This window comes from Paenibacillus sp. J22P169, from assembly GCF_059691995.1.
Genome location: NZ_JCAUAO010000008.1, coordinates 160202 through 175914, shown reverse-complemented (window position 1 = coordinate 175914; position 15713 = coordinate 160202). Strand labels below are relative to the sequence as shown.

16 protein-coding genes are annotated in these 15713 nt (G+C 44.5%); 4 read left to right on the top strand and 12 right to left on the bottom strand.

The window, feature by feature from the left end:
- Window positions 1–68: 68 nt before the first annotated feature.
- Window positions 69–998 carry a LysR family transcriptional regulator gene (locus tag AC58QG_RS28525; protein WP_497365454.1) on the top strand — a complete coding sequence of 310 codons (930 nt, stop codon included), beginning with the start codon at window positions 69–71 and terminating at the stop codon, window positions 996–998.
- Here AC58QG_RS28525 and AC58QG_RS28520 read toward each other — a convergent pair.
- The 3 genes from AC58QG_RS28520 to AC58QG_RS28510 are packed head-to-tail and all read right to left on the bottom strand — an operon-like array spanning window position 977 to window position 3816.
- Window positions 977–1732, bottom strand: coding sequence for a response regulator transcription factor (locus AC58QG_RS28520; protein ID WP_497365453.1), 756 nt, complete (start codon window positions 1730–1732; stop codon window positions 977–979). The genes AC58QG_RS28525 and AC58QG_RS28520 overlap by 22 nt on opposite strands.
- 55 nt (window positions 1733–1787) lie before the next feature.
- The gene (locus AC58QG_RS28515; protein WP_497365452.1) at window positions 1788–2450 is read right to left on the bottom strand and encodes a potassium channel family protein; all 663 of its coding nucleotides are present in this window, start codon (window positions 2448–2450) and stop codon (window positions 1788–1790) included.
- A 13-nt stretch (window positions 2451–2463) separates the two neighbouring features.
- Window positions 2464–3816, bottom strand: a complete 1353-nt coding sequence (locus AC58QG_RS28510; protein ID WP_497365451.1) for a TrkH family potassium uptake protein — start codon at window positions 3814–3816, stop codon at window positions 2464–2466.
- 216 nt (window positions 3817–4032) lie between these two features.
- Here AC58QG_RS28510 and AC58QG_RS28505 point away from each other — a divergent pair, with 216 nt between their 5' ends.
- On the top strand, window positions 4033–5673 hold the full coding sequence (locus AC58QG_RS28505) for a CPBP family intramembrane glutamic endopeptidase (protein ID WP_497365450.1): 1641 nt from the start codon (window positions 4033–4035) through the stop codon (window positions 5671–5673).
- On the opposite strand, the gene uvrC is transcribed toward AC58QG_RS28505, so the two are convergent.
- The 3 genes from uvrC to AC58QG_RS28490 all read right to left on the bottom strand — a co-directional run bounded on the left by uvrC (window position 5633) and on the right by AC58QG_RS28490 (window position 8504).
- Window positions 5633–7531 (bottom strand): excinuclease ABC subunit UvrC, encoded by a 1899-nt coding sequence (uvrC, locus tag AC58QG_RS28500; protein ID WP_497365449.1) that lies wholly within the window; start codon window positions 7529–7531, stop codon window positions 5633–5635. The two genes, AC58QG_RS28505 and uvrC, sit on opposite strands and share 41 nt — an antisense overlap.
- A gap of 115 nt (window positions 7532–7646) precedes the next feature.
- On the bottom strand, window positions 7647–7961 hold the full coding sequence (gene trxA, locus AC58QG_RS28495; protein ID WP_056613612.1) for a thioredoxin: 315 nt from the start codon (window positions 7959–7961) through the stop codon (window positions 7647–7649).
- A 159-nt stretch (window positions 7962–8120) separates the two neighbouring features.
- Entirely contained in the window at window positions 8121–8504 is a 384-nt protein-coding gene (locus tag AC58QG_RS28490; RefSeq protein WP_497365448.1) for a MerR family transcriptional regulator, read from the bottom strand.
- Window positions 8505–8716: 212 nt separating this feature from the next.
- Between AC58QG_RS28490 and AC58QG_RS28485 the strand changes: the two genes are divergently transcribed.
- Window positions 8717–8857, top strand: a complete 141-nt coding sequence (locus AC58QG_RS28485) for a YqzM family protein (protein ID WP_477591058.1) — start codon at window positions 8717–8719, stop codon at window positions 8855–8857.
- 136 nt (window positions 8858–8993) lie between these two features.
- Here AC58QG_RS28485 and dnaI read toward each other — a convergent pair whose 3' ends face one another.
- The 4 genes from dnaI to AC58QG_RS28465 all read right to left on the bottom strand — a co-directional run bounded on the left by dnaI (window position 8994) and on the right by AC58QG_RS28465 (window position 12967).
- Window positions 8994–9947: a primosomal protein DnaI gene (dnaI, locus tag AC58QG_RS28480; protein WP_497365549.1), complete on the bottom strand. Its 954-nt coding sequence runs from the start codon at window positions 9945–9947 to the stop codon at window positions 8994–8996.
- A 59-nt stretch (window positions 9948–10006) separates the two neighbouring features.
- A complete protein-coding gene (locus AC58QG_RS28475) occupies window positions 10007–11500 on the bottom strand; it encodes a replication initiation and membrane attachment family protein (RefSeq protein ID WP_497365447.1) in 1494 nt (497 codons plus the stop codon).
- A 202-nt stretch (window positions 11501–11702) separates the two neighbouring features.
- Window positions 11703–12605, bottom strand: a complete 903-nt coding sequence (locus tag AC58QG_RS28470; protein ID WP_497365446.1) for an alpha/beta fold hydrolase — start codon at window positions 12603–12605, stop codon at window positions 11703–11705.
- A 77-nt stretch (window positions 12606–12682) separates the two neighbouring features.
- Window positions 12683–12967 (bottom strand): YuiB family protein, encoded by a 285-nt coding sequence (locus AC58QG_RS28465; RefSeq protein ID WP_497258024.1) that lies wholly within the window; start codon window positions 12965–12967, stop codon window positions 12683–12685.
- 202 nt (window positions 12968–13169) lie between these two features.
- On the opposite strand from AC58QG_RS28465, the gene hemQ reads away from it, so the two are divergent.
- Window positions 13170–13916 carry a hydrogen peroxide-dependent heme synthase gene (hemQ, locus tag AC58QG_RS28460; RefSeq protein WP_497365445.1) on the top strand — a complete coding sequence of 249 codons (747 nt, stop codon included), beginning with the start codon at window positions 13170–13172 and terminating at the stop codon, window positions 13914–13916.
- Window positions 13917–14012: 96 nt separating this feature from the next.
- Here the strand turns inward: hemQ and AC58QG_RS28455 are convergent, their stop codons facing one another.
- Both AC58QG_RS28455 and AC58QG_RS28450 read right to left on the bottom strand, forming a co-directional pair.
- Window positions 14013–14291, bottom strand: coding sequence for a hypothetical protein (locus tag AC58QG_RS28455; RefSeq protein ID WP_497365444.1), 279 nt, complete (start codon window positions 14289–14291; stop codon window positions 14013–14015).
- Between the two features lie 27 nt (window positions 14292–14318).
- The gene (locus AC58QG_RS28450) at window positions 14319–15509 is read right to left on the bottom strand and encodes an NAD(P)/FAD-dependent oxidoreductase (RefSeq protein WP_497288031.1); all 1191 of its coding nucleotides are present in this window, start codon (window positions 15507–15509) and stop codon (window positions 14319–14321) included.
- Window positions 15510–15713 lie beyond the last annotated feature (204 nt).

Below are 15713 nucleotides of genomic sequence, written 5' to 3'. Positions count from 1 at the left end.
TTATAATGGAAGTGCCGTTTTTTTATATCTACTTATAACTATTTCACATATAGAAGCGAGGTAAACGTATGGAACTTTTAGATGTTTTCGCCATCGTTGTCGAACAAGTCAGTCTCAACAAAGCGTCACAATTGTTAAACATTTCACAACCTGCACTTTCGCGAAAAATTATGAAGCTGGAAGATGAGCTTGGTGTGGAGCTTTTTATCCGGAAGGGGAAACGACTGGAGTTAACCAAAGCGGGGCAAATCTGCTATGATCACGCCTTGGAGAAGCGTCATCTTGAGCGAAAGTTCAAGCAAGCTCTCCATAGCTATAAAGCCGCGGGAAGCCCCTCGTCACTTACTATTGGAGCTTCTCTGACAACACTCCAATCTACACTGCCAGATCTGATCACCGATTACTTGCAGGACTTTCCACTCACTGACATCAAGCTGCTAACCGGCAAAACACATGAGATCGTCTCCTTGGTCAAAGACAATAAAGTGGATATCGGCATCGTAGCCTCACAAATTAATGCGACAAGTCTCCACTGTGAGCCTTTGTTCGATGATCATCTTTGCTTAGTGCTCCCCTCGGGACATCCCTTTATCGACCGTACAGAGATTACGATGAAGGATTTAAATGAATTGCCGATGATCCTTTTTTCCAAAGGGACTTGGTACCGCATTTTAATGGATGAGTTATTCAATCGTTTCACGATTTTCCCTAATGTTCAAATGGAGATCGATTCCTTCGAAGCGATCATCCGGCTCGTTTCCACTTGCAAAACAGCGACATTATTACCCAAATCCTATTTACGTGAAGATTTAATTCAGAATAATGAATTAATTTTAAGAGAACTCCAAGAGTTAGAACAAACCAAACGGACGACCTCACTCATCTACTCCGATCACTCTGCTGACAACGCAGAATCCATGAAGTTCGTCGCCCAAGCAATCAAATACTTTGCCAAGCACCGCGAGCCCAATTCATCTTACATGCGCACGAATTTATAACCAACGCCCCAGACAGTCCGAATCCATTTCGGCTCTTTGGGGTTGTCTTCAATCTTCTTGCGAAGATTCGCGATATGTACATCAATGGCCCTGTCAGTTACAAAAGAATCAAAGCCGCGAACAGTCTGCAACAAATCTTCCCGACTGTACACACGTCCAGGGTTGTTAATGAAGCATTTCATAATTTCGAATTCCGAATAGGTCGTTTCTACAATCTCACCATACACACTCATAGAACGTGTATTTATATTTAGCGTTATTTTGTCATGCTTATCCATAACAGCCGATAAAGCAGCCGATATAGGTACTTTTATTTCTTTCTCTTCTTGGTGTTTCGACTGTGCCACTGAAAGTTGATTCATGGATGGATACATGTGAGATCGGCGTATGAGCGCATGAGCCCTTGCAATCAATTCATGCATACTGAATGGCTTGCACATGAAATCATCCGCACCCGCTCCTAGCGCATTCACGCGTTCCACGATTTTATTTTTCATCGAAACAATCATGATCGGTATACTTGAGGTTTCTCGAACCTGACGACAAATCGCCAGCCCGTCCATATCCGGCAGCACCCAATCCAACAAAATCAGATCTGGTTGAAATTGCGGGATAGCCGCTATTCCACTTCTCCCATTCTCCTCACGGATGACATGAAATCCCTCTTCCTTCAAATACATCGTGACCATATCACCGATCATCGCATCATCTTCGATCATGAGAACCTTATACATGCGTTGTCCACCTTCATCAAAATTTCACTCGCTGCAGGACATGGTAGGTGTGGGATCAGCCGATAACTTGACTTTCAAATTCATTAATCTGGTTGTTGGTTCCGATGATAACCATGATGTCGTTCTCATTCACGATGTCACCTGCTTGTGGTGCGATGATAACCCCTGTATGCTTATTAATCGCCACAACACTGCAGCCGTACTTAGCCCGTGGATCCAACTGCTGAATGGTATAGCCACACAAGCGTTTCGGCACCGAGAGCTCAACAATTGTATAATCCTTAGAAATTTCAATGTAATCCAATAAATTCGGGGTTACCAATTGATGTGCCACACGAATTCCCATGTCTCTCTCCGGATAAACAACACGATCAACCCCTAATTTCGTCAAAACCTTTCCATGAAGCTCGGATAACGCTTTGGCAACAACCTGGTTAACCCCTAAATCCTTCATCACAATAGCTGTCAAAATGCTGGATTGAATGTCATCTCCGATGGCGATGACTGCACAATCAAAATTTCGAATACCCAAAGATTTAAGTACATCTTCATCCGTAGCGTCCGCGACAACCGCATGTGTCAGCTGATCACTCATATCGTTGACAACTTCTTCGTCCAGGTCAATCCCTAAAACTTCATGACCAAGCTTCATAAGCTCTTTAGAGAGACTTGATCCGAATCTGCCCAGTCCTACTACCACGTATTGATTCTTCTTCATCTTGCTTTAACCCCTATCCAATCGTAATTTTCCCCTCAGGGTATCTAAATAATTCTTTTTCTTGTTTCGGCTGTAAAGCATAAGCAAGTGTAATTGTCCCTAATCGTCCAGCAAACATCGTTATACAAATAAGCACTTTCCCAAACGTTGTTAATTCTGGCGTCAATCCCATTGATAGGCCCACTGTTCCGAATGCGGATGTGACCTCAAACAATATTTTGATAAATGATGAGTCTTGTATCGTGGATAAAATCATCGTGACGATAATAACTAAGAATAAAGCCATCATGGTTAGCGTAATCGCTTTGAGAATACGATCCTTTGCTAAGCGGTAACGATAAATGACAATATCTTCTTTTCCACGAATCATCGTGATTATCGCACTGATCAGAATTGTAAACGTAGTTGTCTTAATCCCGCCACCGGTTGAACCTGGCGAAGCTCCAATAAACATAAGGATGATGAGCAGAAACTGGGAGGCTTGACGAAGCGCACCAATGTCCACAGTGTTAGCCCCTGCTGTCCGAGCTGATACAGATTGAAAAAAGGATCCTAATACTTTTGCTCCAAAATCTAAGGAACCTAGAGTTCTGATATTTGTAAATTCGAATATAAAAATACCAAGTGCACCTACTAGAAGAAGTAAACCGCTCATACTTAGAACGACCTTTGAATGCAGAGAAAGCTTCTTCTTATTACGAAATTCCATCAGATCGGAGATGACAATGAATCCAATCCCCCCAAGAATAATCAGCATCATCGCAACAAAATTAACGACAAAATCACCAACATATCCGGTCAGAGAAACGAAAGGCGCATCCACGGTGCCGAACAAATCAAAACCCGCATTGTTAAACATGGAGACAGCATGCCAGATCCCGTAATAGAGGCCTCTAGTAAAGCCGAAATCAAATGAAAACCGTATTGTAAAGATAAGAGCAGCAACAGCTTCGATAGACAAGGAATAGATGATAACTTTACGGATCAAACGGACAATGCCTTCCATACTGCCTTGGTTGAATGCTTCCTGTAAGACGAGCCTTTCTTTTAAAGTGATTTTTTTACGAAAAGCAAAAGCAACTAATGTCGCCATCGTCATAAATCCAAGTCCGCCAACTTGAATCAATGATACGATGACAATCTGCCCAAACATCGTAAAAGCACTTCCCGTATCCACCACAACAAGCCCTGTAACACAGGTCGCGGAGACAGCCGTGAAAAAGGCATCTATAAAGGGAAGCGAATGTCCTGTCGCAGAAGCGAATGGCAGCGTCAAGAGACTCGCTCCTAAGAAAATGATAATAGCGAAGCCAAGAACCAATATTTGAGGCGGCGTTAGTTGCCATATATTCCATTTTTTATTCATGGTGCCTCATCGTGCCTCCCATGTATGTAAGAAAATAATCGGACTCCAAGCTATAACGATAGAGTTCCCCCGTTATCATGTAGAAATTCCGTCACTAAGCAATTGATAGGTATTATATAATTGTTTCCGAATCTTTACCAGCAAATTGGCTTTCTTTATAAACTATGTTAACGTTGAGAAATGATCGAGAATCCGGAATTCAGAAGGGAATTGACTATGCTTAGGCTGAAATTTAATCGTTTCCTGCTCTTCTTGTCTTGTATTGGACTGCTCCTTTATGTCGGTGTTTCGATGTTGTATGGACTACGTGATGAAGAACCACCAGTAGCGGACATGCCTACAATCACCAAACAGCAAGCAGCAGAAAGTGCGGCAGCCTTCGTTCTTCAGCGCTATGAGCTGCACAACCCACAAACTTATGTTGTCTATCAGTCTAAAAAAGAACGAAACGGGTATTTTCAAAAGGAAGAGTTACTAGAAGCTTATACGAAACAATACGGGGAACGGTTCCCAATCGACTATTATCAAGTTAGTGTGCAAGATGCCACAACAAAACGACAGTTTGAAGTTGATGTGAATTACACGAATTCAAACATCATCGGCTGGCATGAAAACCTAGCTATCACAAAGACAAAGCAATCGTCGCCGATAAGTAAGACGAAAGCAGATACGCTAGCGAAGCTGGAGCTTCGGAAGATGGGCTTTGATCCGGAGGATTTTAGCCTAGTAGACGATGCAGAGAGTGATTCACCCGAAGAACAAACGACGCTTCACTTCGAAAAACGCACCAATCCAATCGGTGAAGCTAAGCTTCAGGTTCGAGTGAATTTCGACCAAACGAATCTAACCGGCTTTCAAGTCAGCTTTGAACTCCCTGCTTCCCACTTGAATTGGCTTACCAAACAAGACGATTCTGCTTCACGCATGACCTGGATTTCCATGGGTTTCAGCCTGTTGATGACGCTTGCTGCGATCGTTTTTGCCATTATATATAGGAAACATATCAGATTCAGCAGAGGCCTGCTTTTAACAACCATCTTCTTAGTCATTTATATCATGAATAATGTGAATATGTATCCGGCTTTCCGAGCCATGGGCGGCGATATGAACAGTGATATAGCCATATGGTTTACGATTGTATTTATGAGTGTAATCACAGTCCTTCTAGGGATATCGCTCTATCTTTCTTTGGTCGCAGGCATTGGACTTTGGAACTCCGTTGGTCAGAATAAATGGCCTGATTGGAAAGAAAACAGGTTCGGTCAAGAGGTTTACTACGGAATGGGGCGTGGCTATTTACTCGCACTCTTCGTTCTCGGCGTTCAGCAAGTGTTATTTTATGCGGGCGAAATAAAATTCGATGTGTGGTCCGTCAATGATCCGACTGATTCGGTACTCAATATGCTTGAACCTCGATTATTCCCGCTCATGGCATGGGTTGCGGCTATTTCGGAGGAGGCTACCTTCCGACTTCTAGGCATCATTCTTTTCAAAAAACTGTTCCGTAACAACTTCATTGCGATCCTGATACCGAGTGTGATCTGGGCGGCTAGCCATACGCAATATCCGATCTATCCCGTGTACACGCGACTCGTCGAAGTCACCGTCATCGGCATCATTCTTGGTTATGTCTTCCTGAAATATGGCTTCATTACCGCCATATTCGCGCATGCCTGTATGGATAGCATATTAATGGGAATGTCTCTCTTCTCCTTAGGTCACATTGGCGATGTTCTCACTGGCCTTCTGTACCTAGTTCTCCCCGCACTAGTTGGACTAGGCTTAGCTTGGCTGCATGGAAAAAGGCGAAAGCCCCCTATTCTTGGGGAGCCGCCGCCTCGCCTTGAAGTGCTTTGATAATTTCACCTGCTAATTTCTCACCAATACCCAGAGGCTTGAAGTCCGTGACTTCGGCCTCTTTTATTTTCCGCACAGAGCCAAAATGTTTCAGCAACGCCTTGCGGCGCTTCTCGCCAATACCCGGAATAGCATCGAGCTGCGACACGACCATCGATTTGGCCCGCGTTTCCCGATGAAACGTGATCGCGAAGCGATGGACTTCATCTTGAATACGCTGCAGCAAATAAAACTCCTGGCTGTCCCGCGGAAGAGGAACAATTTCGGCAGGGTCGCCGATCATCAGCTGAGCTGTTTTGTGCTTGGCATCCTTCACAAGTCCGCAAATCGGAATGTATAAGCCTAATTCATTCTCAAGAACGTCTATCGCAGCCGAAATTTGCCCTTTCCCGCCGTCAACAACAATCAAGTCTGGCATTGTGAGATTGTCCTTCAGAACACGCTCATAGCGCCGTCTGATGACTTCCCTCATCGTTTCATAATCATCCGGTCCAACGACCGTCTTCACTTTATATTTACGGTACTCCTTGCGATCCGGCTTACCGTCAACGAATACAACCATGGCTGATACGGGATTCGTCCCTTGGATATTCGAGTTATCGAACGCCTCAATTCGGCGAATCGTACCAATCCCGAGCCACTCGCCGAGATTCTCGACCGCCTTCGTTGTACGACGTTCATCGCGTTCAACAAGTCGGAATTTCTCATCCAATGCATTTAACGCGTTGTCCCTGGCCATATCGACCATTTGCTTCTTCAATCCCCGCTGCGGCATATGCACCTTCACCTTGAGCCAACCTTCCAAGGCTTCGCGAATCTCTTTCTCGTCACCCTCTGTACGTCTTACCCCTTCTCCCAAAGCATCTTGTTGAGCTTCTGCCTCTGGCATGGTTGGCAAGAATATCTCCTTCGGCAACGCCGGATTATCGCTGTATACCTGTGTGACATACGTCATGAAATCGTTGTACTCATCGCCGTAGTAAGGGAAGAGCGAGACGTGCCGTTCGATCAGCTTGCCCTGGCGCATGTATTGGATGTGCACCGCCATCCAGCCTTTGTCGACGGCGTAGCCGAACACATCGCGATCCAGCGCATCCGCCGTCGTGATCTTCTGCTTCTCCATGAGCGCGTCGATGCTCATGATGTGATCGCGCAGCTCCTTCGCGCGCTCGAAGTTCAGTTCTTCCGCTGCCGCCAACATCTTGGTCGTCAGCTCTTCCTTAATGACGTCGTGTCCCCCGTTTAGGAAACGACTGATTTCTTGCACCATCCGCTCGTTCGTCTCCGCGGATACCTCTAGTGCGCAGGGCGCGAGACATTGCCCCATGTGATAGTATAGGCATACTTTATCGGGCATAGTCTTGCACTTGCGCAGCGGATACAACCGATCCAGCAGCTTCTTCGTCTGCTGCGCCGCAAAGGCATTCGGATAAGGGCCGAAGTACTTCCCCTTATCCTTGTACACCCGCCGCGTGACTTCCAGACGCGGCTGCTCTTCATGCGTAATCTTGATGTAAGGAAACGTTTTGTCATCCTTCAGCAGCACGTTATAGCGAGGATGGTGCTGCTTAATCAGATTACACTCGAGGATGAGGGCCTCCATGTTGGACGAGGTTATAATATATTCAAAGTCGCGAATTTCGCTGACTAGCTTTTGCGTTTTGGCACTGTGACTCCCTGTAAAATAGGAGCGCACGCGATTTTTCAAAACCTTTGCCTTGCCCACATAAATAATGGTGCCTTGATGGTTCTTCATAATATAACAGCCCGGCTTATCCGGTAGTAAAGATAGCTTGTGCCTAATCGTTTCCAGGCTCTGTTCGCGGACGTCAGCGTCCTCTTGCTCGAAGTCTGTCATTCATTCCAATCTCCTTTCAGAAAAAAACAGCACATAAGAAAAAGCTCTTTCTCAGCATAGCAGAAAAAGAGCTTTTTCTCACGAACAATTGTTTCTAGTTTGTAACTGGAACCAATTATTGATGACGGGATACAACGTTTTTCAATGCATCTTTGGATTGGAAACCAACCACTTTATCAACTGGTTGACCATCTTTGAAAACGATCAGAGTAGGGATACTCATAACGCCAAAGCGAGCAGCGGATTCCGGATTGTCATCCACGTTTACTTTTGCGATTTTCAATGATTCAACTTCTTTATCTAGCTCTTCCAATACAGGAGCGATCATTTTACAAGGTCCGCACCAAGGTGCCCAGAAGTCTACAAGTACTGTACCTTCTCCTTCAACTTCTGCTTTAAAACTGTTGTCAGAAACATTCACGATTGCCATGATAGTTCCTCCTTCTAAGAATGAATTTGATTTATAAGGTGAAAAGTAAGATTAAGTTAGTCACTTAACTTGCTTCGCATCACGTCAACATACAAAGTATACCACACTCATATGCCTTTTCAACCAAGCCATAAGTTAGCAAACCGGGTATCCTTTGGTCTATATCGAGGGTAATTCAACAGGCAGCCCTTGGCGTCGCTGTTCCTCAATATAGGAAATACGATCCTTGAGATTCGCTTGGAGCAGCTGCAGCATCTCCATTTGCTTCTCAATTTCTTGCAGCTTCTCAGTGTACAGAGGCAGCAAATCATCACACTGTGATTCTTGATTCTTCATCACACAGTTCAGAAAGCTCTCAATCTGTTCGGTCGTAAAGCCGAGACTCAAATAAAATTGAATCGTCTTCACGCGCTCTACAACCATTTGATTGTAGACCCGATAGCCATTCTCTTCACGCTGTGTTGCGATCAGCCCCTTGGCTTCGTAGTAGCGCAAGGACCGAATACTTGCTCCGGTAAGCTTGGATAGCTCACTAATCCGCATGGACTTCACTTCTTTCTTGTTCCTACCTGCATGGTGGGGATGTCTTTATTGTAAACCATAACACTAATGTGAGAGTCAAGAAGTATTTTACCCATTCTACTCGTTATTGCGATTGTTTGCACAATTGTCACTTTGATTAGCTTTACAACTTTCGACGAATTTGGGTATACTAGGCTTACAAATACGAATGTCGGACGTTAGGGGGTAACCACATGAGCAATCAACACCCTGAGCATCACGTGTACGAAGAACCGCGTAATGATTTCATGGATGTAGGCATAGGCTTTGGCGCATTCTTTGGCGTATTGTTCGTCATTGCAGTCATTGCTACCGTCATCCAAGTGATGAAATAGGTTGAACTACATAAGAAAGCCACTTCGCATTTGTATGTGAAGCGGCTTTTTTTCTGCATTTTCAAGCTTGAGAGTCAGGGAACTGGAACTGTATCACAAAACCTAGCCATTGCTGGCTAGGTTTTTGTTTTACACCTTATTTTCCTCGCTTGTTCGTTCCCGTAACCTCAACCACATCAACGAATGGCCGTATTCGGTCCATAATCCGTTGTCCCTTATACTCTTCGTCTCCGTCCTTGTTCGTGAAGCTGAAATGCTTCTCCAAGCCCGATAGCGCATAATTAGAAGTGAAGAACGTTGGTTTCCGATTCATCCGATGATTCACGATAGCACCGATGACATGATCTCTTAGCCAAGGATTCAAATTCTCTGCCCCGATATCGTCAAATACGAGCAGATCCGTTTCTTTGAGAAGATCAATCGTCTCCTTCAGCTTATAAGGCTCTTGGAACATCCCCTTCAAATCCTCGGCAAAATCTGGCATATAGACGATAGCTCCTGTCATACCGACCTTCGCCAGCTGATGAAGCATGTAGCCCATCAAGAAAGTTTTCCCCGTCCCGAACGAGCCAGACAAATATAACCCTCGGGTCTGAAGACCCTCTTCAATGGTTAAGCTCACATAGTCATTAATTTGCATAACGGCTTTGGCTCGATCCAAATCCGTTTCCAGAATATCACCAAAAGAGAAGCTTCGCGAAATCATTCGCGGATCCACGTGAAAAGTGCGAATCCGGCTGCTAATCGCATCCTGCTGACCTTTGGCAATGAACTTTTTACAGGCTACCTTCTCCTCATGGATAAAAGGCGTTTGTCCCTCAATGGACTCGGCCGAGATTATCGTGTAGTGCCCCGTCATATCATTGGGGCAGTTCTCCAAGCCTGGGCAATTTGAACAATTTTTAAATTCGGACACGTGCTGGTAAAGCTTGTTCATATTTATTTTAATCGCATAATTATCGACAAAAGGATACTTTTGACGAAACTTAACAATCAAAGGGTCCGCGAGAACGCCTTGAATTTTCACTTCAGCTTTTCTTTTCCATTCCGTATCCGGCAATGATTTGAGTAAATGCGATAAGGACTCCATCATATTTCGGCACCTCCTAACAGTTCCATCGTTCTAATCCTCAGACCCGCGGCTTAGCCTTAGCTCTTACGGTTAAATCGCTCATCTAGCTTCTGCGCCATACGTCTAGCAGCCTCTAACTCCTCTGCAGACAGCCTAGTAGATGCCGTTGTTCCCGTGTCAGGCAATACAATAGGGATGTGAGGCTTCTGTGTCTTCCCTTGACGTCCACGCGTAGCAGAGCCTCCACCCGCTTTCGCAGATTCCACTTTAGATGCCGCCTTCTGCTTATAATTAATTTTCTCACGTACGTATTCAACGGCATGCTCATACGTATTAATTTGCTTGCCAAGCATATCTGAAGCAACAGCCTCGATCGAAGATTTGGCCCAAGAGCGACGATCAATGTGCAGGAAGTGAATCAAAACATTGATGACTTCCTCTTTTAGTTTATAGTTCAAATCGATTTTCTCGAAAATATTAAGTACGCCATCAGGTATCGAACCCTGTGTGAAAAACATTTTCAACACAGCCGTGTATGGCTCATTTCGCATGATGTAGTTGTACTGATGATCGGTACATTCGCCGCGCAGCTGCTGAGGAACCTCAAGGTAGTAAGCCATCTCAACGGATTGCTCTTCCGTAGCTTGGGTGTCGTCTTCGGATTTCGTTGTCGTGCGCTCCCGCTCCTCTTCCCGTTTCTTACTTTGTCTATAAAACAGATTCGCATTATATTGCATAAGATCCATGACAAGCTCACCTTCCTCAGTGAACACGCCATCTTCGTCCAGCAAGCGACACGTTTCTTGTAGGGAAAGATTGTACTTTTTCGCCACAATATTAATGGCTACCATGTGCTCCGGCTTGTGCTTCAGCGCTTCAACGAACACACGATTACTTGCTCCACGCGGGAACCTCATGATAATATCCGCATACTTGAAGCCTTTGGTCGTCACATCCATCCGAGCGTCCCCTTGCTTGCTAGCAGAGGCCTCATAGAGCGCTTGTTCCAACTCATAATCCACGACCTGTGTATTCAGGCGGAATAACTCATAAAAAGGAACCGACAAGTTCTCCTCCGTGGCCTCTCGACACTCCTCAGGTTCAGGTGAGAGAAGATCTTCTCGCAGCGACAGCAGCATGAATTTGCCAACCTTATCGCGCAGCAGCAGCGTTAAATGCTGATTTCGGAAAAACTCATTCGGCCCTAACGGCGCGAAAAGCGTATAGACGAAAACGTAATCCTCTTCTTCCGGAATAAACTTGCGAGTCGTCTGTAGAAGACCAATCGCTTCTAGTTTGGAAGATTGTTCAATTAAGTACTTGCGGCCGCGCTCGCCATGCTCAAGATCAAGCAGAAGAAATAGCTTCCGTTGCTGCTCCATCGGCGAAAAGCCTACTTTCTCGGCACTCATCTGCTGATAGAGAGCTTGATAGAGACTAATCGCTAAACCGCCTATCATTGGCTGATACATCATTGCTAACATTTTATAGTCTAAACTGCTCAAAGAAAACTCACGGTTCACACAAAACCTGTGATTCTCGGTGAAATGCAGCATATTCGTCATTCTCATCCCGTTACAGCACCATCCTGCCTCAGCTCGACTGAGCAATAGCTTTATTCTAGCTATCCCATGCCTCAGTCTCTCTCTATTAGTCTACCACAAAAATCGACAATCTTGGTATCTACAAGAGAAAAGATAATTTTACCTTTTGGGCAAGAAAAAGATTCCATCGCAATTTCTCACTAGCAATGGAATCTTAGCTTGGCATCATTTATTCATAACTTGGCATCGTATTTTCAGCATCAGTGGGATCTTCGTCTATGGTTCCATACATCTGTGGATGAAGCTTTTGTGCAATGGCTAGATCGAGCTTCCAACGCGTTTTTTGCTCCTTCTCACTTAGGCTTCTCACCCATAGCTGAATGAGATCATTCATGCGTCTAGCGTTTTGAATCGGTACAGGATGCTTCGCATCTTTGATGAAAAAAAGCGAACTATGAGGCAGTCCCTTATGAAGAATTTGAGCGTAAGAATGGAAGCCGGTATCCTTTTGACCATAGATCAATAATACAGGCTGCTGAATGCTGTGTAGCCGACTCGAGCAGTTATATCGCAATGATTGCTCGAAATACGTTTTCACATTGCCTGCCACATCTTGCAAAGCATGTTCATTTAGCTCCTGATAGGTTGTCTGTTTATCGGCATTGCCATACGTAATCGCTCTAATCAAAAGATTCATAATTCGACTAGGATTCGCCATTCGTATCGCAAGCCATACTCGGACTCTATTGTAGATATCTGTCAATTCAGACATTCCGCTCACGATAATCCCCCCTGCAAATCGGGTAGGATGAGAAAGCAAGGCCGCAAGCGCAACAGTGCCTCCCGTAGAATATCCGCAAAGAAAGGCTTGCTCGATCCCTAAGAAATCAAGAAGCCCTACGATGTCTTGCGAAATAAGTTCATACGTTATCACCATCTTCGAGGAAGCACTTCCGCCATGTCCCCTGACATCAAAGGTAATTACACGGAATTGGACGCTTAGTTGCTCTTTCTGATACGTGAACGCTTCTAGCGTTAGCAAAGGAGGGTGAATAAACACAATGGGTGTGCCCATATCTGGCCCTGTTATCTCATAGTGCAGTGATGTTCCATTCACATTTGCCCAAGGCACTTGCCGTGTCCCCTCTCTAAGAGAAGTTTAGGTAACTCCTTCTTATCGTGACCCGTTTGGCCTTTCATTATGATGAATTAGAACATTTTAAAGCCACGAATACGCAGTGCTTTGATCGCCGATCCGCTCAGAATGGCACCAACTAAGCCGCCGATTGCTGGAATTACGTCAACGATCGTAAAGCTCTCGTCACTGGATAAGAAAGATGAGGAGCCCATGTAGCCATAGATGATAATACCAATTACTAAAGCAATGAACGCGTAAAGCGGAAACCACGTTGTTTTCATAAGCATGTTCAGAATAAAGCCGATCCCAAAAAATAACACCATCATTAAGACAGTGGCGATAACCATTTGCAGCACGATAGTTCCCCCTTGTATATGTAAGAAGCTCTTCCTAACATTGGCTTCTACAGCTCTTATTATTGTAATCGACGAAAAGGTACAGGTAAAGTGTACACAAATTGAACAATTTATGTTTCAACTTCACCCTTTGTTCATTTGCCCTTTCTCCATGAATTGGATACAATGTAGGGGATATTAGCCCTTGAATGGAGGAAAAACAATGAGTGAAGCCGTACAAACGCTGGAAGGCTGGTATGCGCTCCATGATTTCCGTCTGATGGATTGGAATGCATGGCATGCCGCAACCCCACAAGAACGCAAGCATGCAGCGGACGAGCTGCAAAGCTTCTTGTCCCAGTGGCAGCAAGTTGAAAACGATAAACTAGGCAGTACTGCCGTTTATAGCATCGTTGGTCAGAAAGCTGATTTCGTTTTCATGCAATTGCGTGAAACCCTGGAAGAGCTGAATGAGCTTGAAACTGCTTTTAACAAGTCTAGCTTCGCTGCTTTTACTATACCCGTTTATTCCTACGTTTCAATCGTAGAATTGAGCAGTTACCTTGCGAAGCCAGGTGTTGATCCTGCGCAAGATCCTGAACTTCAAGCGCGTTTGAAGCCAATTCTTCCAAAATCCAAGCACATCTGTTTCTATCCGATGAACAAACGTCGTGATGGCAATGATAACTGGTACATGCTTCCTGCGGAAGATCGTAAGACAATGATGCGCAGCCACGGGATGATCGGTCGTACATACGCAGGTAAAGTAAAACAAATCATTACTGGCTCTGTTGGATTAGATGATTGGGAATGGGGCGTTACACTATTCTCAGATGATCCCCTTCATTTCAAAAAACTCGTGTACGAAATGCGCTTTGATGAAGTTAGCGCACGCTTTGGCGAGTTCGGTGATTTCTACGTTGGCAATGTTATGCTTCCTGAGAAATTCGCGTCATTCATTCAAATATAAGAGTAATTAAGAGCAAAGGATTGCTGTCCTCTGCTCTTTTTTCGTCCAATTAAAAAAGAAGCACTGCCCTGTTAGAGCAATGCTTCTTGGAATTATTTATTCATCGTCGTCGTCTCGCAGAGCAGCTTCCAATTCAGCTTCCATCTGAGCTTTACGTGCCAGATACGCTTCCGTATCGCGGTCACGCTGACGACCTTTCTCCTTCAGACGTTCAATCGCAGGAAGAATGAGGATATCAATCTCCTTTTGGACAACAGCAACATGATCGTACCGTTTCTCAGTCTCTAAAAAGTGACCGACCTCGATCAAGGCATTATAACGATCCAGTTCATCCCGGGTAAGAAGTCCTCTTACTTGGACACTGCAGTGTCGCATGGCAATCCCCCCGTTAGCATCCTTTGACTAGAAACGTCCTTTACGTATAACAAGTGGAATTCCGCCAATAATGTAAAGGTATCTCATATCAACCACTTTTTTCATCATGGCAGCTACATTACCTTTCAATTTACGGGAACCAACGATACCAATTGCTTGACCTTTACCAAGGGAAGCTACTGTACCTTTGTTCGAGTATTTGAAAGTTTTCATTTGGGATCCACGAATCGACGCGATCAAGTTATGAGCAACAGCCTCACCTTGCTGCATAGCAATTTGAGCTGTTGGCGGATATGGTCTGCCTTCATCGTTCATCACGATGGAACAGTCACCCACAACGTAGATGTTATCAAAACCTGGTGCATGAAGATGCTCATCTACTTTGATTCTGCCGCGCATTGTTTCGAAACCAGCTTCATCAAGCATATGGTTACCGCGGATACCGCCAGTCCATACAACCGTTGCTGCTTTAATAAACTCGTCGCCAGCAATCAGAACGCCTTCTGGTGTACATTCTTTAATCGCCGTACCGATTTTGAACGTAATACCTTTGTCAGTAAGAACTTTCATCGCATACTCAACAAGCTCAGGATCGAAACCTGGCAATGCTGTTGGAGCAGCTTCAATATTATAAATCTTCACAAGGGAAGGATCCACGTCGAATTCTTTGCATAATAATGGAATACGATCCGCAAGCTCACCAATGAACTCAATACCGGTAAACCCAGCGCCACCGATAACGAAAGTCAAGTAATCTTTGCGATCTGGTTCACGCTTATACTTCGCGAATTGATACTCAATATGCTCACGAATAAAGCGTACACTGTTAATACTGCGGATATTCAAAGCATTTTCTTTCAGACCAGGAATTCCGAAGGTTTCCGCTTCGCCACCAAGCCCGATTACTAGGTAATCATAGGAAAGGGTTCCGTCTTCCAGAATAACTTTTTTCTCGTGTGGACGAATTTGTGTAACTGTCGATTTTACGAAATCAACTTTAAATTCATCGATCAATTTTAAAATGTTCACGCGTGCATTTTCAGGATTATCTGTCCCTGCAGCAGGCATGTGAAGATGTGTTGTAATGTAGTGATAGTCATGCTTATTTACAAGCGTAACATCAGCTTCGTTGTAGTTCAATTCCTTCTGCAACCGAATTGCAGCAAGGATTCCGCCGTAACCGGCTCCTAATATAACGATTCTTGGAATTCTACTCATGTCTCTCTCACTTCCATATCCGTATTTTGTCCCATGGTCTCTCTATCTTGTGAAAAATTACACAAACAGCTTCAAAAGTAGTATACTGCTACTAGTTTGCACGCTTTCGAAGTGAATTATGATGAAACAGGTGGAAATTCGTCACAACATGGTAAACCGATTCTCATGATATGATATAATTTTAATAAGTAAATATCAAGTGTC

Coding starts and splice junctions, on each gene's coding strand:
- AC58QG_RS28475 (WP_497365447.1), bottom strand. CDS start 11,500: ATGAGAATGACGAATATGCTGCATTTCACCGAGAATCACAGGTTTTGT.
- AC58QG_RS28490 (WP_497365448.1), bottom strand. CDS start 8,504: ATGCGGATTAGTGAGCTATCCAAGCTTACCGGAGCAAGTATTCGGTCC.
- AC58QG_RS28515 (WP_497365452.1), bottom strand. CDS start 2,450: ATGAAGAAGAATCAATACGTGGTAGTAGGACTGGGCAGATTCGGATCA.
- AC58QG_RS28510 (WP_497365451.1), bottom strand. CDS start 3,816: ATGAATAAAAAATGGAATATATGGCAACTAACGCCGCCTCAAATATTG.
- AC58QG_RS28525 (WP_497365454.1), top strand. CDS start 69: ATGGAACTTTTAGATGTTTTCGCCATCGTTGTCGAACAAGTCAGTCTC.
- hemQ (WP_497365445.1), top strand. CDS start 13,170: ATGAGTGAAGCCGTACAAACGCTGGAAGGCTGGTATGCGCTCCATGAT.
- uvrC (WP_497365449.1), bottom strand. CDS start 7,531: ATGACAGACTTCGAGCAAGAGGACGCTGACGTCCGCGAACAGAGCCTG.
- trxA (WP_056613612.1), bottom strand. CDS start 7,961: ATGGCAATCGTGAATGTTTCTGACAACAGTTTTAAAGCAGAAGTTGAA.
- AC58QG_RS28455 (WP_497365444.1), bottom strand. CDS start 14,291: ATGCGACACTGCAGTGTCCAAGTAAGAGGACTTCTTACCCGGGATGAA.
- AC58QG_RS28520 (WP_497365453.1), bottom strand. CDS start 1,732: ATGTATAAGGTTCTCATGATCGAAGATGATGCGATGATCGGTGATATG.
- AC58QG_RS28505 (WP_497365450.1), top strand. CDS start 4,033: ATGCTTAGGCTGAAATTTAATCGTTTCCTGCTCTTCTTGTCTTGTATT.
- AC58QG_RS28450 (WP_497288031.1), bottom strand. CDS start 15,509: ATGAGTAGAATTCCAAGAATCGTTATATTAGGAGCCGGTTACGGCGGA.
- AC58QG_RS28485 (WP_477591058.1), top strand. CDS start 8,717: ATGAGCAATCAACACCCTGAGCATCACGTGTACGAAGAACCGCGTAAT.
- dnaI (WP_497365549.1), bottom strand. CDS start 9,947: ATGGAGTCCTTATCGCATTTACTCAAATCATTGCCGGATACGGAATGG.